General features: G+C 38.4%; 14 protein-coding genes. 13 read left to right on the forward strand and 1 reads right to left on the reverse strand.

Annotated features, from left to right (window positions below; translation table 11 throughout):
- Positions 1–143: 143 nt before the first annotated feature.
- The 7 genes from uxaC (at position 144) to J7E81_RS00330 (ending at position 8,261) form a co-directional block, all read left to right on the forward strand.
- The gene (gene uxaC / locus J7E81_RS00300; protein WP_215039924.1) at positions 144–1,547 is read left to right on the forward strand and encodes a glucuronate isomerase; all 1,404 of its coding nucleotides are present in this window, start codon (positions 144–146) and stop codon (positions 1,545–1,547) included.
- 143 nt (positions 1,548–1,690) lie between these two features.
- Entirely contained in the window at positions 1,691–3,103 is a 1,413-nt protein-coding gene (gndA, locus tag J7E81_RS00305) for an NADP-dependent phosphogluconate dehydrogenase (protein WP_215039926.1), read from the forward strand.
- Positions 3,104–3,340: 237 nt separating this feature from the next.
- Complete coding sequence (locus J7E81_RS00310) at positions 3,341–4,240, forward strand: AraC family transcriptional regulator (RefSeq protein WP_215039929.1); 900 nt, start codon at positions 3,341–3,343, stop codon at positions 4,238–4,240.
- A 30-nt stretch (positions 4,241–4,270) separates the two neighbouring features.
- Positions 4,271–5,158, forward strand: a complete 888-nt coding sequence (locus J7E81_RS00315; RefSeq protein WP_215039931.1) for a sugar phosphate isomerase/epimerase family protein — start codon at positions 4,271–4,273, stop codon at positions 5,156–5,158.
- Between the two features lies 1 nt (position 5,159).
- On the forward strand, positions 5,160–6,317 hold the full coding sequence (locus tag J7E81_RS00320) for a Gfo/Idh/MocA family protein (protein ID WP_215039933.1): 1,158 nt from the start codon (positions 5,160–5,162) through the stop codon (positions 6,315–6,317).
- Between the two features lie 80 nt (positions 6,318–6,397).
- Positions 6,398–7,402 (forward strand): Gfo/Idh/MocA family protein, encoded by a 1,005-nt coding sequence (locus tag J7E81_RS00325; RefSeq protein WP_215039934.1) that lies wholly within the window; start codon positions 6,398–6,400, stop codon positions 7,400–7,402.
- Between the two features lies 1 nt (position 7,403).
- Positions 7,404–8,261 (forward strand): sugar phosphate isomerase/epimerase family protein, encoded by an 858-nt coding sequence (locus J7E81_RS00330; RefSeq protein ID WP_215039937.1) that lies wholly within the window; start codon positions 7,404–7,406, stop codon positions 8,259–8,261.
- Between the two features lie 113 nt (positions 8,262–8,374).
- Here the strand turns inward: J7E81_RS00330 and J7E81_RS00335 are convergent, their stop codons facing one another.
- Positions 8,375–9,532, reverse strand: coding sequence for an ROK family transcriptional regulator (locus J7E81_RS00335; RefSeq protein ID WP_215039939.1), 1,158 nt, complete (start codon positions 9,530–9,532; stop codon positions 8,375–8,377).
- A gap of 322 nt (positions 9,533–9,854) precedes the next feature.
- Between J7E81_RS00335 and J7E81_RS00340 the strand changes: the two genes are divergently transcribed.
- The 6 genes from J7E81_RS00340 (at position 9,855) to larC (ending at position 16,110) form a co-directional block, all read left to right on the forward strand.
- The gene (locus J7E81_RS00340) at positions 9,855–11,123 is read left to right on the forward strand and encodes a nickel pincer cofactor-dependent isomerase, group 22 (RefSeq protein WP_215039941.1); all 1,269 of its coding nucleotides are present in this window, start codon (positions 9,855–9,857) and stop codon (positions 11,121–11,123) included.
- Positions 11,124–11,141: 18 nt separating this feature from the next.
- A complete protein-coding gene (locus tag J7E81_RS00345) occupies positions 11,142–11,912 on the forward strand; it encodes an SDR family oxidoreductase (protein WP_215039943.1) in 771 nt (256 codons plus the stop codon).
- A gap of 81 nt (positions 11,913–11,993) precedes the next feature.
- Positions 11,994–12,797 (forward strand): ATP-dependent sacrificial sulfur transferase LarE, encoded by an 804-nt coding sequence (gene larE / locus J7E81_RS00350; protein WP_215039945.1) that lies wholly within the window; start codon positions 11,994–11,996, stop codon positions 12,795–12,797.
- Positions 12,798–12,892: 95 nt separating this feature from the next.
- Entirely contained in the window at positions 12,893–14,368 is a 1,476-nt protein-coding gene (locus J7E81_RS00355; RefSeq protein ID WP_215039947.1) for a gluconokinase, read from the forward strand.
- 19 nt (positions 14,369–14,387) lie between these two features.
- Positions 14,388–15,164 carry a nickel pincer cofactor biosynthesis protein LarB gene (larB, locus tag J7E81_RS00360; protein ID WP_215039949.1) on the forward strand — a complete coding sequence of 259 codons (777 nt, stop codon included), beginning with the start codon at positions 14,388–14,390 and terminating at the stop codon, positions 15,162–15,164.
- Positions 15,145–16,110: a nickel pincer cofactor biosynthesis protein LarC gene (larC, locus tag J7E81_RS00365; RefSeq protein ID WP_215039951.1), complete on the forward strand. Its 966-nt coding sequence runs from the start codon at positions 15,145–15,147 to the stop codon at positions 16,108–16,110. The genes larB and larC overlap by 20 nt, the downstream gene beginning before the upstream one ends.
- The last annotated feature ends 145 nt before the right edge of the window (positions 16,111–16,255 follow it).

The raw sequence follows: 16,255 nt of genomic DNA on the forward strand, positions 1-16,255 counted from the left end.
ATGATTGTAGTTAATTTGTTTATTAAACAAATTAAAGAAGTATAAGAGTATTCATTTTCAGGAAAAGATTTATTAGTAATTCTGTAAGGGGTTACAGTGGGTAAGCTAACAATATAAATTTAATTTAAAGGAGAGGACTTTGAATGAAAAGTTTTATAGACCAACACTTCTTATTAAATACAAAGACGGCTGTTAAGCTTTATGAAAATGCTGCAGCTGAGGCGCCTATTTTTGATTTTCATTGTCACTTAGATCCTAAGGAAGTATGGGAAAATAAGTCTTATGAAAATATAACACAAATATGGCTAGGCGGAGACCATTACAAGTGGAGAACGATGCGTATGCACGGCATTGGCGAGCGCTACATTACCGGTGATGCTAGTGATTGGGAAAAGTTTGAAAAGTGGGCGGAAACCGTTCCCCATTTAATTGGCAATCCTGTTTATCATTGGACACATTTAGAATTAAAAATGTTCTTTGGAATTGATAAGGTTTTAAGTCCTGAAACTGCTCGTGAAATTTGGGAAGAATGTAATAAAAAATTACAAAAGCCTGAATTCAGTGCAAGAGGGCTAATTGAGAGATCAAACGTAAAGTTTATCGGAACTACTGACGATCCCATTTCCACTTTAGAATATCATCAATTATTGAAAAACGATGAAACTTTTAACACAATGATTGCTCCAACATTCCGTCCTGATGGTGCACTCTTTATTGAACGTCCAACTTTCAAAAGCTGGATTGAAAAATTGGCTGATGTTTCAGGCGTGAAAACCGATTCCTTAGATGGATTTTTAGCAGCATTAAAACAACGAGTGGAGTATTTTCATGAAAATGGAGGCCGTGCCTCTGACCATGATATTCAAAAAATGCAATATGTAGAAACAACAAAAGTAGAGGTTGAAGCGATTTTCAATAAACGTGTAAGCGGCGAACAACTTTCAAATCAAGAATTGGTTGCTTATCGCATTTTCCTCTTAAAAGAACTTGGCAAAATGTATGCTGAAAAGCAGTGGGTTATGCAGCTTCATATGGGAGCTATGCGGAATAATAACACAAGAATGAAAGAGCTGCTTGGAACAGATGTAGGATTTGATTCAGTTGGAGAAGCTAATATGGCGGAGGGATTATCTCGATTCCTTGATTCCCTTGATCAAATAAATGCACTTCCAAGAACGGTTTTATTTAACTTGAACCAAAAAGATAATGTCGTGTTAGCAGGAATGATGGGGAACTTCTATGAAGAGGGTATTCCTGGAAAGGTCCAACTAGGTTCGGGCTGGTGGTTTGTTGACCATATCGATGGAATGGAAAGACAAATGAAGGATTTTGCAAATGTCGGTGTATTAAGCCACTTTATTGGAATGTTAACGGATTCTCGCAGCTTCCTGTCATATGCACGTCATGATTATTTCCGTAGAATTCTATGTAACATTCTTGGCGATTGGGTTGAAAACGGCTTAGCGCCAAACGATCTGAAGCATATGGAAAAAATGGTTCGGAATATTTGCTATGATAATGCCGAACACTTCTTTTTAGAGCGCTAGGATGTAGAAAGGGATGACACGCATAGGGCCATCCCTGATTTGACTGAAATACCTGATAATATTTTAAATTAAGCACTTTTTTATTGTCATTAGGGTAAGAATATGGTTATCTATAAAGAATACAACAATGAAAGAGGGATAGTATGTCAAAACAACAAATTGGTGTAGTTGGACTAGCAGTTATGGGTAAGAACTTGGCACTAAATATTGAGAGCCGTGGCTATTCTGTAGCTGTTTTTAACCGCTCCTATGACAAAACGGAGAGCTTTTTAAAGAACGAAGCCGAAGGAAAGAATTTTGTTGGGGCTAAAACAGTGGAGGAATTTGTGAATTCCTTAGAAAAACCGCGCAAGATTTTACTAATGGTTAAAGCTGGTGCAGGAACGGATGCAACAATCGATTCTTTAAAACCATTCCTAGAAGAAGGAGACATCCTAATCGACGGTGGTAATACATTCTTCCAAGATACAATTAGACGTAACAAAGAATTAGCTAATGCTGGTTTCCATTTTATTGGAACAGGTGTTTCCGGGGGAGAAGAAGGAGCGCTTAAAGGACCATCCATTATGCCTGGCGGGAATAAAGAAGCATATGAATTAGTTCAGCCTATTTTAGAAGCTATCTCAGCTAAGGTTGGGGGCGATCCATGTTGTACTTATATTGGACCAAACGGTGCAGGTCATTATGTGAAAATGGTTCATAATGGAATTGAGTATGGAGATATGCAATTAATCTCTGAAGCGTATTTCATTTTGAAAAATGTTCTTGGCTTAAGCGCTGAAGAACTTCATAATGTGTTTTCTGAATGGAATAAAGGCGAATTAGACAGCTACTTGATTGAAATTACTGCAGATATCTTTACAAAGGTAGACGAAGATACAGGTAAACCAATGGTCGATGTAATCTTAGATACTGCTGGTCAAAAAGGTACTGGTAAGTGGACAAGCCAAAATGCCCTAGATTTAGGTGTGCCACTTCCAATTATCACAGAATCAGTATTCGCTCGCTTTATCTCGGCAATGAAAGAAGAACGTGTTAAAGCAAGTAAAGTATTAACAGGACCAGAGGTTAAACCATTTGACGGCAGTAAGGAAGAATTAATTGAAGCGGTTCGTAAAGCATTATATATGAGTAAAATTTGCTCGTATGCACAAGGCTTTGCTCAAATGCGTGTTGCATCTGAAGAATATGACTGGAACCTTCGTTATGGGGATATTGCGATGATTTTCCGTGGCGGCTGTATCATCCGTGCTCAATTCTTACAGAAAATCAAAGATGCATATGATCGTGATTCCGAACTAGCTAATCTTTTATTAGATCCATACTTCAAGGATATTGTAGAGAACTACCAACAGGCGTTACGTCAAGTCATTGCAATGGCGATTGAGCGTGGTATTCCTGTTCCATCATTTGCAAGTGCAATTGCTTACTATGACAGTTACCGTACTGAAACACTTCCTGCAAATCTGTTGCAAGCACAGCGCGACTACTTTGGTGCTCACACGTATCAACGTGTCGATAAAGAAGGCGTATTCCATACAAATTGGATGGAATAAGGACTTCCTAAGGTTAAGTGATTTATAGAGACTATACTGGCCCATAAGGGTTGGTTAGTCTCTATTTTTTTACATTTCGTTTTGACTGGAAACTTTTTATAAAAAGCAATCTTAGACAAAAAAGAGGGATATTTGAGCACTTTTAGAGAATGATTTTTACTATGAAGTGCAATAAAATATAAATATGGTTCGTTAACGAATTAGTTGTTAACGCTTACTTTTGAGGGTGTGGAACTAATGAATAAAGTGAGTTCATCTAAATATAGTAAAAAAATTATGGATGAATGGATAACAGCTTTTTATCGGGTACAAGGTTTGGACAACTCATTTAAATTTCACTCCCACCAAGAATATGAGATTTATTTTTTTCATTCAGGTGATTGTAAGTACTTAATTAACAATCGAATTTATGAATTACAGCCTGGTGATATTATCTTGTTGGATGGGATGACCTTGCATAAACCAAATCCGGGTACTGGCAGCACCTACACAAGAAGTATGCTTCATTTTTCACCTACTTGGCTTCGTGAATTGTTGGGCACTCTTGGAATCCCTAATTTATTAGATCCCTTTAAAAAACTTAATAATTGCTTATTGCGAACGGGATATGATGAATCAGGACAAATAGTAGATGGAATGATGAAGGAAATTGCAGCTTCGTTGGAACTAATTGATCTAGACTTCCAAAGAACCCATAAGAAAAATGAGCTATTAGAAGCAGAACTGAAACTTGAATTAATTCAATTATTGTTACGAATTTATAAAATGAGCCAAAAGGAATTATCTCAAGTAACAAGTAAAAAGACTGAAAAAGAAGCTCATGCAGAGTCTATTGCTTCCTGGATTAATGACCACTATATGGAAAAGGTAAGTTTGGAACGTATTGCAGGAGAATTAAATCTCAGTAAGTACTATGCCTCACATGTTTTTAAGGAAGTTACAGGTTTTACCGTAATGGAATATGTAATGGGGTGCCGTCTCAACCAGGTGAAGTATCTGTTGGAGATGGAACCGAATCTCACATTAACAGAGGTCTCGCAATCAGTTGGATTTGAGAGCGTTGCCCATTTTAGCCGGTATTTTAAAGAAAAAATGGGCAAAACACCATCACAATATCGTAAGGAAAAACGAAAGTAGAATTCGTGTAAAGAAGGAGGAACAGGGAAAATGGATAATGATTTATTGATTTCCGGTTTTTCGGATGAAATCTCTTCTGATTTTGATACCCAGCTTGAAGTTGTAGCAAAATTAGGGATGCGTTATATATCCTTGCGGGGTGTAGATGGGAAAAATATCGGTGATTTTACTGTGGAAGAGATTAAAGAAAGTGTCCAGCCGCGGCTTCAACAAGCTGGGATAGGTGTTTCTTCGATTGGATCGCCAATCGGTAAGGTGTTCATCAATGACGAAGAGGGATTTGCCAAACAAAAGACCATGTTAAATACACTTTGCCAGATTGCTAATTTATTAGAATGTAAATACATCCGTATTTTTAGCTTTTATATTCCAAAGGAAGAAGATGCTGACACCTACAGAGATGAAGTAATTAGTAAAATAAAAGAGTTTGCAGCAATAGCAAATAAATATGATGTTATTTTATTACACGAAAATGAAAAGGACATTTATGGGGACATTGCTAGACGCTGTCACGAGATATTAAAAGAGGTTGGTTCTGATCATTTTAAGGCAATCTTTGATTTTGCTAACTTTGTTCAGTGTGGCGAGGATGCCCAGGAATGCTACGATCTGTTAAAAGATGAAATAGTCTATATACACATCAAAGACGCTGTCACAACCGATAGTCAAAACGTGGTCTGCGGTACGGGGGAAGGTAAAATACCTGAAATTTTAGCACAAGCGATTCAAAGCGGTTACAAAGGCTTCCTAACTCTCGAACCTCATCTTGTTCGTTTTGATTCTTTAAAGGATCTAGAACTTGAAGATGCTGACCAGATAATTAAAGATAACAAAGACCTTGATGGTGCAGGCGGATACCAACTTCAATATGAGTCACTAGTAAACATTCTTGAGAAAATAGAAAGCGGGGAAAAATAAGATGACAAATGTTAGATTGGGAGTTATTGGCTTAGGAGCACAAGGCGGGGCTTACGCAGGTTTTTTAGCAGAGGGAAAAGTAAAAAACATAGTACTTGGAGCAATCTGTGACATTGCCCCAGCAAAAAAGGAATTGGCAGCAGAAAAATATCCTGAAGTTCCATTCTTTGATAACTACATTGACATGTTGGAAAGCGGTGATGTTGACGCTGTAGTTACCTGTGTTCCACATTACCTTCACCCTGAAATGGGAATTGAAGCATTAAAAAGAGATATCCATGCATTGGTAGAAAAACCAGCTGGTGTATATACAAAACAAGTAAGAGAATTAAATGAATTTGCTGCTACAAAACCAGAATTAACCTTCGGAATTATGTTTAATCAACGAACAAATCCACTCTATCAAAAGGTGAAAGAGATTATTGATAATGGTGAAATTGGCGAAATTCGCCGTACTAACTGGATCATTACGACTTGGTGGAGACCACAAGGCTATTATGACCAAAGTGCATGGAGAGCAACATGGGGCGGCGAAGGCGGCGGTGTCCTTGTCAATCAGGCACCACACCAAATTGATTTGCTTCAGTGGATCTGTGGTATGCCTAAAAAGGTCTATTCTAATGTTAAATACGGCTACCAAAGAAATATCGCTGTAGAAGATGAAGTAACGACAATCTTAGACTATGGTAATGGTGCAACAGGCGTATTTATTACTTGTACACACGATGTTATGGGAACTGACCGCTTTGAAATTTTAGGTGATAAAGGAAAAATTGTTGTCGATGATAGCAAAAAAATAACCGTTAAACGTCTAAAAAAATCTGAATCTGAAATGAGCGCAACCATGAGCTGGGCAGATGTAACAAAAATTTTCATGGGTCAGGGCTTATCTGAAATATTTACAGAAGAAGTAATTGAATTTGAAAGTGTTTGGGGAGGTCAGCATATTGCTGTAATGGAAAACTTTGCAGCGAATATCGTGGAAGGAACTCCATTACTTGCACCAGGCAGTGACGGAATCAATGGTGTTGCTCTCGCAAATGCAATCCACCTGTCGAGCTGGTTAGGTAAAGAAGTAGAACTTCCAATTGATGAAGAGCTATACTTCGCTGAGTTGAGTAAAAAAGTGGCAGAGGAAAAAGAGAATCCAATTAAATAACCTATTTTATCATCTATAAATCTAAACGAACTCGGGGAGTCTTGTTTCCTCCTCGAATTCATTTTAAAGGGGAATAGCTAATGCTCAAAATAGCAGTTATAGGACTTGGCGATATATCAAAAATTCATATTCCAGCTATACAAGCAAACCCTCATGCCGTGTTAACGGCAGTATGTGATCTTGATGAATCATTAAGGAATACCGTCCCTGATATAAACTTCTATACCGACTATCAAGAAATGCTGAACAAAGAATCATTGGATTGTGTACATGTTTGTTTGCCGCACTATCTTCACTATCCAGTAACAAAGTTCTGTGTTGAAAATGGAGTTCATGTTTTTCTGGAAAAACCCTTGTCTTTGAATACACAAGAGGGTTTGGCTTTAGCAAAGCTCGAAGAAGAGCTGCAGGCTAAAATCTGTGTATGCTTTCAAAATCGTTATAACGAGTCCTTTGAATTGCTGCAAGAACTAATTACAAGCGGTCAATTTGGCAAGATGATTGGAATAAAAGGATTAGTCCCTTGGTTTCGGCCAAAAGAATACTACGATGTGAAACCATGGCGGGGAAAGATGGAGCTTGCCGGCGGTGGAGTGATGATTAACCAGGCTCTCCATACCCTTGATTTAATGCAGCTGCTGGGTGGTGAGATTGATACGATGAGAGGGTCCATCGATCAATTATTAGATTACGGGATTGAGGTTGAAGATACTGCATCTGCTCATATTCACTTTAAAAATGGCGCAAAGGGATTATTTTTTGCAACAAATGCCAATGCAGAAAATTCAAGTGTCGAGCTAGAGGTTTCCTTTGAAAAAGGTAAATTCAACATCAAAGATAGTATTTTAACAAAAATTGATAAAGATGGAAAGAAAGAAAATTTGATTGAGGATGCCAAGATGCCAGGCACAAAATTCTATTATGGGGCAAGCCATATTAAACTAATCAATCAATTTTATACAGCAATCATAAATAACTCTCAGATTTATGTAATGGTAAAAGATGCCCTTACATCGATTAAAATGATTGACGCAATCCGCCAATCCTCAGAAGAAAAAAGGATCATAAAAATGGAGGAATTATAACATGCAAACAGCTAAAATTGGCGTTCAAATGTTTAATCTTAAAGAAAAAATCGTAGAACTAGGCGCATATGAAACATTAAGAAAGATAAGTGAACTTGGCTATCATTATGTTGAGGTAACTCAAATTCAAATGACTGAAGAAAATGTAGCTGAATTAAGAAGAGCTAGTGTTGATTTTGGAATCAAGATTGCTTCCATCTCAGCTCCATTAGACACCATGCCAGGCATGCCCGGTGAGTCACTGACAAAAGACTTTGATAAAATTGTGAATGATTGCAAAACATTAGATTGTAATTTTATCCGCATTGGTATGATGCCAATCCAATTAATGGGCCATAAGGACCAAGTTATGGAATATATAAGTAATGCAGAAGCGATGGCAGAAAGACTAGCGGAGCATGGAATTGAATTATATTACCATAACCACCACATTGAATTTGAAAAATATGATGGAAAATCTTTATTGGACATTATGAAAGACAATACTTCTAAACTCGGATTTGAGTTAGACGTTCACTGGGCTCAACGAGGTGGCGAGAATCCGATTAATGTCATAAATAGATTTGCAGGAAGGGTCTCATTAATCCACTTAAAAGATTATCGAATTGGAAATATGAATGTAAGTGAAGAAGATTTTAAAGATATGTCTAAGTTCATGCAAAAGTTCACAAATATAATCGAGTTTGCGGAACTTGGTCAAGGCAACTTGGATATAAAAGGTATAATAGAAGCTGGTGTCAAGAGTGGTGTACAATATTTCCTAATTGAGCAAGATGATACGTATGGCCGCGATCCATTTGATACGTTAAAGGATTCCGGAGACTATTTAAGAGAGTTAGGTTATGGTGATTGGTTCTAATTGGTAATTGGAGAAAATATTAACAGGGGAGTGTCCGGCATAAACGGCCGGGCACTTTTCTTTTATTGATATAGAAAAGAGCCTCCAGTGCCGGAGGCCAATATGAATGTTGGCTAAAGGGTTAAACTAAGCTCGGAAACGTCTAAAAACTTTTGAATTCCCATTGCACATGCACCCATAATACAAGCTTTTTTTCCGAATTCGGATAGTAACAGCTCAGAATAATGGCTGATTCTAGAAGAGAAATGTGCTTTAAGTTCTTCAATGGCATTCGGAGTTATACGAAGTAATTCACTATTTACGACTAGAATTTCTGGGTTATAAAGATTAATCAGATTATTTAGCCCAAACGACAGATACATGATAAATTGTTCCATTTCTTTACAAATTATAGGTTCTTTTTCGTTAAGACCATTCTGGATATCTTCAAAACTTAGATCAAGTTTTTGTAGATCATGAGAAATTCGCTGTGTCAGACTATTTTCTGAAGCATACTGTTCCCAACATCCTAAATTACCGCAGCTGCATGGCAAGCCATTGGGCACAATGATCATATGGCCTATTTCCCCAGCATATCCATGAAATCCCTTTACAAGCTCACCGTTTATCATAAATCCAAGTCCAATCCCAGAATATAAGCTTACGGAGAGTAAATTCTTACTATGATGATGTTTGTAGACCTTTTCCGCAAGTGAACACAAATTTGCATTATTTTCGATGTAGACATTGATGCCAACTTCACTTTCTAAGTCTTTTTTTAAGGTTTTGTTTTTCCAACCATGTTGAGGAACAAAATAAATGACTTCATCGGTATCGACAATTCCATGAATCCCAATGACGACTCCAATAAGGCCATAATGAGTTTTTTCACATTTGGATTGATATTCTTTAATCTGCCGGCTAAGTATATCAAGAATGACTTCGTAGTTAGAATCCTGCAGGTCAACTACATCCGTGTGAACGGGATAGCCACTTAGATCTGCCAGTGTAAAGGTAATCATAGTCTTATCCAAATCAATCCCCAAGGCGAAACCGGCTTTGTTGTTAATTGAGAGCATAATGGGTCTTCTGCCTAAACTCGTGTGGTCTAGATGTGTTTCGATTATTAATTCATTCTCCAAAAGTTCGGAAACCTGGACAGAAATAGTCGCTTTATTCAAGCCGGTAACTTTAGCAATTTCCGCCCTCGAGATCCATTTATGCTCAACGATTGTACTCAATATTAACGATCTGTTCATATTTTTTATAAGTGATGCATCACCAGTGAGCATAAAAACCTCCTTGTCTTATTAAAAGGGTTTGTGATAATGATAAATTTGTTTATGAAACACTGTTTGGAGTGGAGAGTAACAGCCAAATTAACGGAGCTTTTTAAACGAAATATCCGTATTTATTTATTGACGTAAGCACCCCATAATGATATATTATACAGGTAATTAGTTTGTTTGGTAAACAAATTAAATGAAGATTTTAATAAATATTTTAAAAAGGTTGATTTGAAAGGGATTACAGGAGAGGATTCTTCCTCTCTGTTAATACATTGAATAGATTCCTTAGTGGTAAACTTAAATTAAACAAAGGAGTGAAATAGATATGGGAATTCTTCAAGAACTCTTAAAAGATATTCCGGTGCCAAAAATGGCCAAAGTAAGGGTGAATTTTGAAAATAATAAGATTGATGACCTTGGATCAGAATTAAAGATGAAATTAAACCAGGTACATATTCAAGAAAAAATACTGCCTGGAATGGAAATTGCCATTGCAGTTGGAAGCAGAGGGCTGGATCGCCTTGTAGAATTAACAGCTGTAACAGTTCAATTCCTAAAGGAGCAGGGAGCGAAACCGTTCATTGTTCCAAGTATGGGAAGCCACGGCGGTGCAACGGCCGAGGGACAGCGTGAGGTATTAGCCCATCTAGGCATAACAGAAGATACTGTAGGATGTGAAATCCGCTCATCGATGGAGGTTGTAAAAGTTGGGGAATTACCTAACGGTTTACCAATCTATGTTGATAAGTTTGCCTCAAAAGCAGATGGAATTGTAGTCATTAATCGTGTAAAACCTCATACAGCCTTCCGAGGTCCGGTCGAAAGCGGCATAATGAAAATGATTAGTATTGGACTGGGGAAGCAAAAAGGGGCGGAAGCATGTCACCAAATGGGTTTTAAATATATGGCTGAGAATGTTCCCGCAATGGCAAAGGTGATTATGGAAAAAACTCCTTTCCTTTTTGGGGTTGCAACAATTGAGAATGCCTTTGATAAAGTGGCAGTGCTCGAAGTTCTTACCCCCAAGGAAATTGTGGAAAAAGAACCTGCACTACAACAGCAAGCAAAGGAGCTATTGCCGAAGCTTTTCTTTGATCAGTTGGATGTTCTTCTGATAGATGAGATTGGTAAAAATATTAGCGGGGATGGTATGGACCCCAATATTACCGGTCGTTATCCAACCCCATATGCCTCAGGCGGTCCTGATGTGAACAAAATGGTCGTGCTTGATGTGACCGTTCAATCAGAGGGGAATGCGAATGGAGTAGGGACAGCTGATTTTACTACCCAGCGGCTGGTAGATAAGATGGATAAAGAAGGTACGTATGCAAATGGGTTGACTTCAACCGTTTGTGCACCTACAAAAATTGCTACTACCTTGCCAAATGATAAAATGGCAGTTCAGGCAGCGGTTAAAACCTGCAATATCTTAGATTTTACAAAAGTTAAATTAGTAAGGATTAAAAATACATTAGTGCTTAGTGAAATTGAAGTTTCAGAGCCATTGCTTCCTTACATTGCACAGCATCCAAATATGGAGCAAATTTCAGATGTGTATGATTTCCAATTTGATGATAAAGGGAATTTATTTTAAACAAGAGGAGAGATAGATATGGCAAATTTATTTGATTTAACAGGAAAAACAGCAGTTGCAATCGGGGGAAATGGTGTATTAGGTTCAGCCATGGCAAAGGGCTTAGCCGAACATGGAGCAAGAGTAGCTATTGTCGGCCGTAATTTGGAAAAGGCAGAAGCAGTTGTAAAGGAAATTAACGATAATGGCGGCGAGGCAAAGGCATTTCAAGCGGATGTCAGTTCTCGTGACTCCTTAATTAAAGCAGCAGATGAAATTGACCAATGGTCAGGCGGCTGTGATATTCTCTTAAATGCACCTGGAACGAATAGTTCAACCCCATTTCTTGAACTTGAAATGGATGAGTATGATAAAATTATGGAAATTAATTTAAAAGGAATTGTGTTAGCTTGTCAGATCTTTGCGAAAAGGATGATTGAGCAGGATAGAAAGGGAAGTATTATTAATATTTCCTCTGTATCTTCTACCACACCGCTTTCTCGGGTATTTACGTATTCTGTTTCAAAAGCAGGACTTAATAGTGTCACCCAATTTTTAGCTCGTGAGTTTGCGCCAAATGGAATTCGCGTAAATGCCATTATTCCAGGGTTTTTCCCTGCCGAGCAAAATCGTAAAATATTAGATGCAGATAGAATTGAAAGTATTATGAGACATACACCAATGAACCGTTTTGGGGAAGCGGAGGAGCTTCAAGGTGCAACAGTATGGCTTGCTTCAGATAAAGCTTCAAGCTTTGTGACTGGTGCCTTGATAAGAGTAGATGGCGGATTTGGAAGTATGACCATTTAGTTTGAATCCACATAAAGCAGCTTTTCTAAAAATATGTTAAAAGAAGACAGAAATTAAAGAAATGGTGAGGGAGTTGGGGAAATGCTAACAGAGAAGTATAAAAAATTACAATCCATTCTCCGTGAAATGAAATCAGTTGTTGTTGCATTCTCAGGAGGGGTAGATAGTACGTTTTTGTTAAAAGCTGCGGTTGACACGTTAGGTACAGAACAAGTACTAGCAGTTACAGCAGACTCTGAAAGCTATCCCTCAAGTGAATTGGACGAGGCCAAGAAATTAGCAGAAATAATTGGTGCTAAACACCAAGTCATCGAAACATCAGAACTAGCAATCCCAGGGTATGCAGAGAACGATAAAAATCGATGCTATTTTTGTAAAAGCAGTCTGTTCGATCACTTAATCCCTGTGATGGATGAAAAGGGATTCCAAAATGTTATTTATGGTGTTATCGCAGACGATATGAATGAATTTCGCCCTGGTATGAAGGCTGCGAAAGAAAAGGGAATACGAGGTCCGCTTCAAGAGGCGGAATTGTATAAAGAAGAAATTAGAGAACTTTCCAAAGCGTTTAATTTGCCTACCTGGAATAAACCATCCTTAGCCTGTCTCTCATCCAGAATAGCTTATGGGGAGTTTATTACAAAAGAGAAATTAACCAAGGTTGAAAGAGCCGAGGATTATTTAAGATCACTTCATATTCACCAAGTACGGGTAAGGACACACCAGGAGATTGCAAGAATAGAAGTAGAACCAAGCGATATGGCGATTATTTTAAATCAGCATGAGCAAATAGTTAAACAACTTCAAGACTTTGGATACAAATACATTACACTAGACTTAGTTGGTTATCAGAGTGGAAGTATGAACAAAGTTCTCTCTAAATAATAGTTGCCTAATGTGTTATACGGAAAAAAGAAAAGGCTTTGGTAGAATCCAAAGCTTTTTCTTTTAAATATGTTATAAATAAAGGAAGATGAATTATGTCAAGTGAATATGTAATGGGGCTTGATATTGGAACAACAAGTGTGAAAGCTTGTCTGTTTACGTTAAAGGGAAAATTAGTAGCCGAAGTAGAGAAAATGAACACGTCCTCATATCCCCATCAAGGCTGGGTGGAGCAAGATCCTATTGAAATTGAACAAGCTTCCATTCAAGCTATAAGAGAAGTAATTGAAAAAGCAGCTATCGAGAAAAGTGAGTTAGTTTCCATTGGCTTTTCTGCTGCGATGCATTCACTAGTTTGTATAGATGACGAAGGAAGACCAATATCTCCAGCACTTATTTGGGCGGATGGCAGGAGTTATGAACAAGCTGAAAATATTATGAAAACCCTGGGAAATCAGGTTTATTCCCAAACCGGAACTCCGATTCATCCAATGACACCTTTTGTAAAACTAGTCTGGATGAAAGAAACAGGATATGAGCCTTACAAAAGAGCCCAATATTTTATGTCCATTAAGGAATACTTACTGCAATGCTGGTTTGGTAAAAGAGTAATCGACTATTCCATGGCATCAGCTACAGGATTATTCAACCCACAAACACATAAATGGGTACAGGAATTATTAGAACTTGCAGGTATTAAAGAAGACCAGCTTTCCGAAATTGTTCCTCCGACAAAAATCCTAACAGGTATTAATCAAGCAAAGGCTGAAGAAATGGGTATAAACCCGCAGATGCCATTTGTTGTAGGGGCTGCAGACGGCCAATTGGCAAATCTCGGCATTGGAGCTATTTTACCTGGTGAAGTGGCTGTATCTGTAGGTACGAGCGGTGCAATCAGGCAGCTTACAAGAGGAGTAAGGATTGGTGAAAATCAAGAAACTTTCTGTTATTCCTTTACAGAAGATACCTCTATTATTGGTGGTCCAACTAACAATGGAGGAGTAGTTCTGCAATGGCTGAAGGATCTTTTACAAGATGATCGAAGTTTTACAGACTTTTTAGCTGATGCAAAAAAGGTTGGGCCGGGGGCAGGTGGAATCCTCTTTCTTCCTTATCTAAATGGTGAACGAGCTCCTCTCTGGAATCAACGGGCAAAAGGGAATTTCTATGGAGTTTCGATAACCCATAAAAAAGAACATTTTATTCGAGCTGTGCTAGAAGGAATTACGTTTAATCTTTATCAAATAGGTAAAGCCCTGGAAAGGTTAGCCGGTGAGCCGAAAAAGATTTATGTTAACGGTGGTTTAGCCAGATCTCCATTATGGCTGCAAATGATGGCAGATATTTTTGAAGCAGAGATTTATGTTTCGGAAAGCCACCATAGTGCTGCCTGGGGAGCTGCATGGACAGCCCTTGTCGGGATTCATAAAGTAGAATCTTTTGAAGATATTAAAAAGAATATACCGATGGGGGAAGCGACCTTACCAAATAAAGATACAAGCGAAATTTATAAGGGAATCTATCAGAATTATATCGAATTGGCTACAGATATGAAAAAGTACTTTAAATAGAAAATTAAGGGGGAAGCTTATGCTTGAGGAAATATTAAAACAAGTTCAAACAGGAACCCTTAGTATTACAGAGGCGAAAGAAAGACTAGCGACCTTTGAAAATTTAGGTTTTGCTAAAGTGGACCATCATCGTAAGAAACGTCAAGGCTTTGCTGAGGTCATTTATGGAGAAGGAAAAACAGCTGAGCAAATTATCTCAATTGTTCAAGCTTTACGGGCGCGGAATAACGAAATCCTTGTCACAAGGGTATCTAAAGAAAAAGCAGAAGTCATCCTGCATACTTGTCCGGAACTTACTTATAATGAAACAGCGCATATTCTTTTTTGGAAAGATGAAACGGGGCCAATAAAAAACAAAGAGGGATACATTGCTGTAATAGCAGCAGGTACCTCTGATTTAAGAGTGGCAGAGGAAGCTGCCGTTACTGCAGAAGTTTTAGGCAGCCCAGTTCATCGCATTTATGATGTTGGGGTTGCAGGAATACATCGTCTTTTGAACCATGCGGAAGAAATTCAAGAGGCAACGGTATCTGTTGTGGTGGCAGGAATGGAAGGAGCCCTTCCAAGTGTGGTTGGAGGACTTGTCTCACACCCTGTTATTGCTGTTCCGACTAGCATTGGGTATGGAGCTAATTTTCATGGATTATCTGCCCTTTTAACGATGCTAAATTCATGTGCCTCGGGAATTAGTGTGGTCAATATTGATAATGGGTTTGGCGGCGGCTACAACGCAGTCTTAATTCATCAACTAGCACAAAAAGGGGAAACCGTAAAAAATGAAGACACTTTACTTTGATTGTTTTTCAGGAATTAGCGGGGATATGGTCATTGGTGCACTAATCGATGCAGGAGCAGACCCGGAACTTTTAGAGGCAGAATTGAAGAAGCTTAAATTAGACGGCGAATATGAATTAAAGTGGAAAAAGATCGTCAAGAATGGAATTACGAGTACTAAGTTTGATGTGATTTTAAAAAATACGCCTAGTCAAATTGAGATATCTGCTGAACAAGGTAAAGAGCATACTCATAACCATGTTCATGGAACCCAAGACCATCATCATGAGCACCATGATAATGATCATGAACATAGTCACGATCATGAACATAGTCACGATCATGGGCATAGTCACGATCATGGACATAGTCACGATCATGGACATAGTCACGGTCATGAACATAGTCACGACCATGTGCACAGTCATAATCATGATCATGGCCACCACCATCATCACGAACACCGTGCCTATAAAGATATTGTAGAATTAATAGATGCAGCTGATTTTGCTAGTCCAGTGAAAGAAACTGCTTTAAGGATATTTAAACGGATTGGTGAAGCGGAAGGGCTTATTCATGGTATTCCTTTAGAAAAGGTTCATTTCCATGAGGTAGGTGCCATTGATTCCATTATCGATATTATAGGTGCAGCGATATTAATTCATCAATTAAATGTTGAATCAATAAAGTCATCCCCTATTCCAGTAGGAACGGGAAGAATCCGTATTGACCATGGAATTTATCCAGTTCCGGCTCCTGCCACACTTGAGATTCTTAAAGGAGTTCCAATTGAACAGTCGGATATAAGGGCAGAGTTAACCACACCCACTGGAGCGGCTATTATAGCGGTACTATCTGAGGAATTCGGGCCAATTCCTTCAATGAAAATTTCTTCTATTGGCTATGGTGCAGGAACAAAAACCTTTAAACAGCATCCCAATGTACTTAGAGTAATTATCGGTAATTAAAATAAGAAGGTGTCCCAAAAGTATAACTCTTTGGGCACCTTCTTTTCTATACATTAACCTAGTCTGTTGATTTCCGCTCCAGGCGCTTCGCTTTCCGCGGGCGGTACGGGGAGCCTCCTCGTCGCTTCGCTCCTGCGGGGTCTCC

It is taken from the genome of Bacillus sp. ISL-18, from assembly GCF_018613415.1.
Classification (GTDB): Bacteria; Bacillota; Bacilli; order Bacillales; family Cytobacillaceae; genus Neobacillus.

Bases quoted from the DNA above. Each gene is read 5' to 3' on its own strand.
- uxaC (WP_215039924.1), top strand. From the start codon at position 144: ATGAAAAGTTTTATAGACCAACACTTCTTATTAAATACAAAGACGGCT.
- gndA (WP_215039926.1), top strand. From the start codon at position 1,691: ATGTCAAAACAACAAATTGGTGTAGTTGGACTAGCAGTTATGGGTAAG.
- J7E81_RS00310 (WP_215039929.1), top strand. From the start codon at position 3,341: ATGAATAAAGTGAGTTCATCTAAATATAGTAAAAAAATTATGGATGAA.
- J7E81_RS00315 (WP_215039931.1), top strand. From the start codon at position 4,271: ATGGATAATGATTTATTGATTTCCGGTTTTTCGGATGAAATCTCTTCT.
- J7E81_RS00320 (WP_215039933.1), top strand. From the start codon at position 5,160: ATGACAAATGTTAGATTGGGAGTTATTGGCTTAGGAGCACAAGGCGGG.
- J7E81_RS00325 (WP_215039934.1), top strand. From the start codon at position 6,398: ATGCTCAAAATAGCAGTTATAGGACTTGGCGATATATCAAAAATTCAT.
- J7E81_RS00330 (WP_215039937.1), top strand. From the start codon at position 7,404: ATGCAAACAGCTAAAATTGGCGTTCAAATGTTTAATCTTAAAGAAAAA.
- J7E81_RS00335 (WP_215039939.1), bottom strand. From the start codon at position 9,532: ATGCTCACTGGTGATGCATCACTTATAAAAAATATGAACAGATCGTTA.
- J7E81_RS00340 (WP_215039941.1), top strand. From the start codon at position 9,855: ATGGGAATTCTTCAAGAACTCTTAAAAGATATTCCGGTGCCAAAAATG.
- J7E81_RS00345 (WP_215039943.1), top strand. From the start codon at position 11,142: ATGGCAAATTTATTTGATTTAACAGGAAAAACAGCAGTTGCAATCGGG.
- larE (WP_215039945.1), top strand. From the start codon at position 11,994: ATGCTAACAGAGAAGTATAAAAAATTACAATCCATTCTCCGTGAAATG.
- J7E81_RS00355 (WP_215039947.1), top strand. From the start codon at position 12,893: ATGTCAAGTGAATATGTAATGGGGCTTGATATTGGAACAACAAGTGTG.
- larB (WP_215039949.1), top strand. From the start codon at position 14,388: ATGCTTGAGGAAATATTAAAACAAGTTCAAACAGGAACCCTTAGTATT.
- larC (WP_215039951.1), top strand. From the start codon at position 15,145: ATGAAGACACTTTACTTTGATTGTTTTTCAGGAATTAGCGGGGATATG.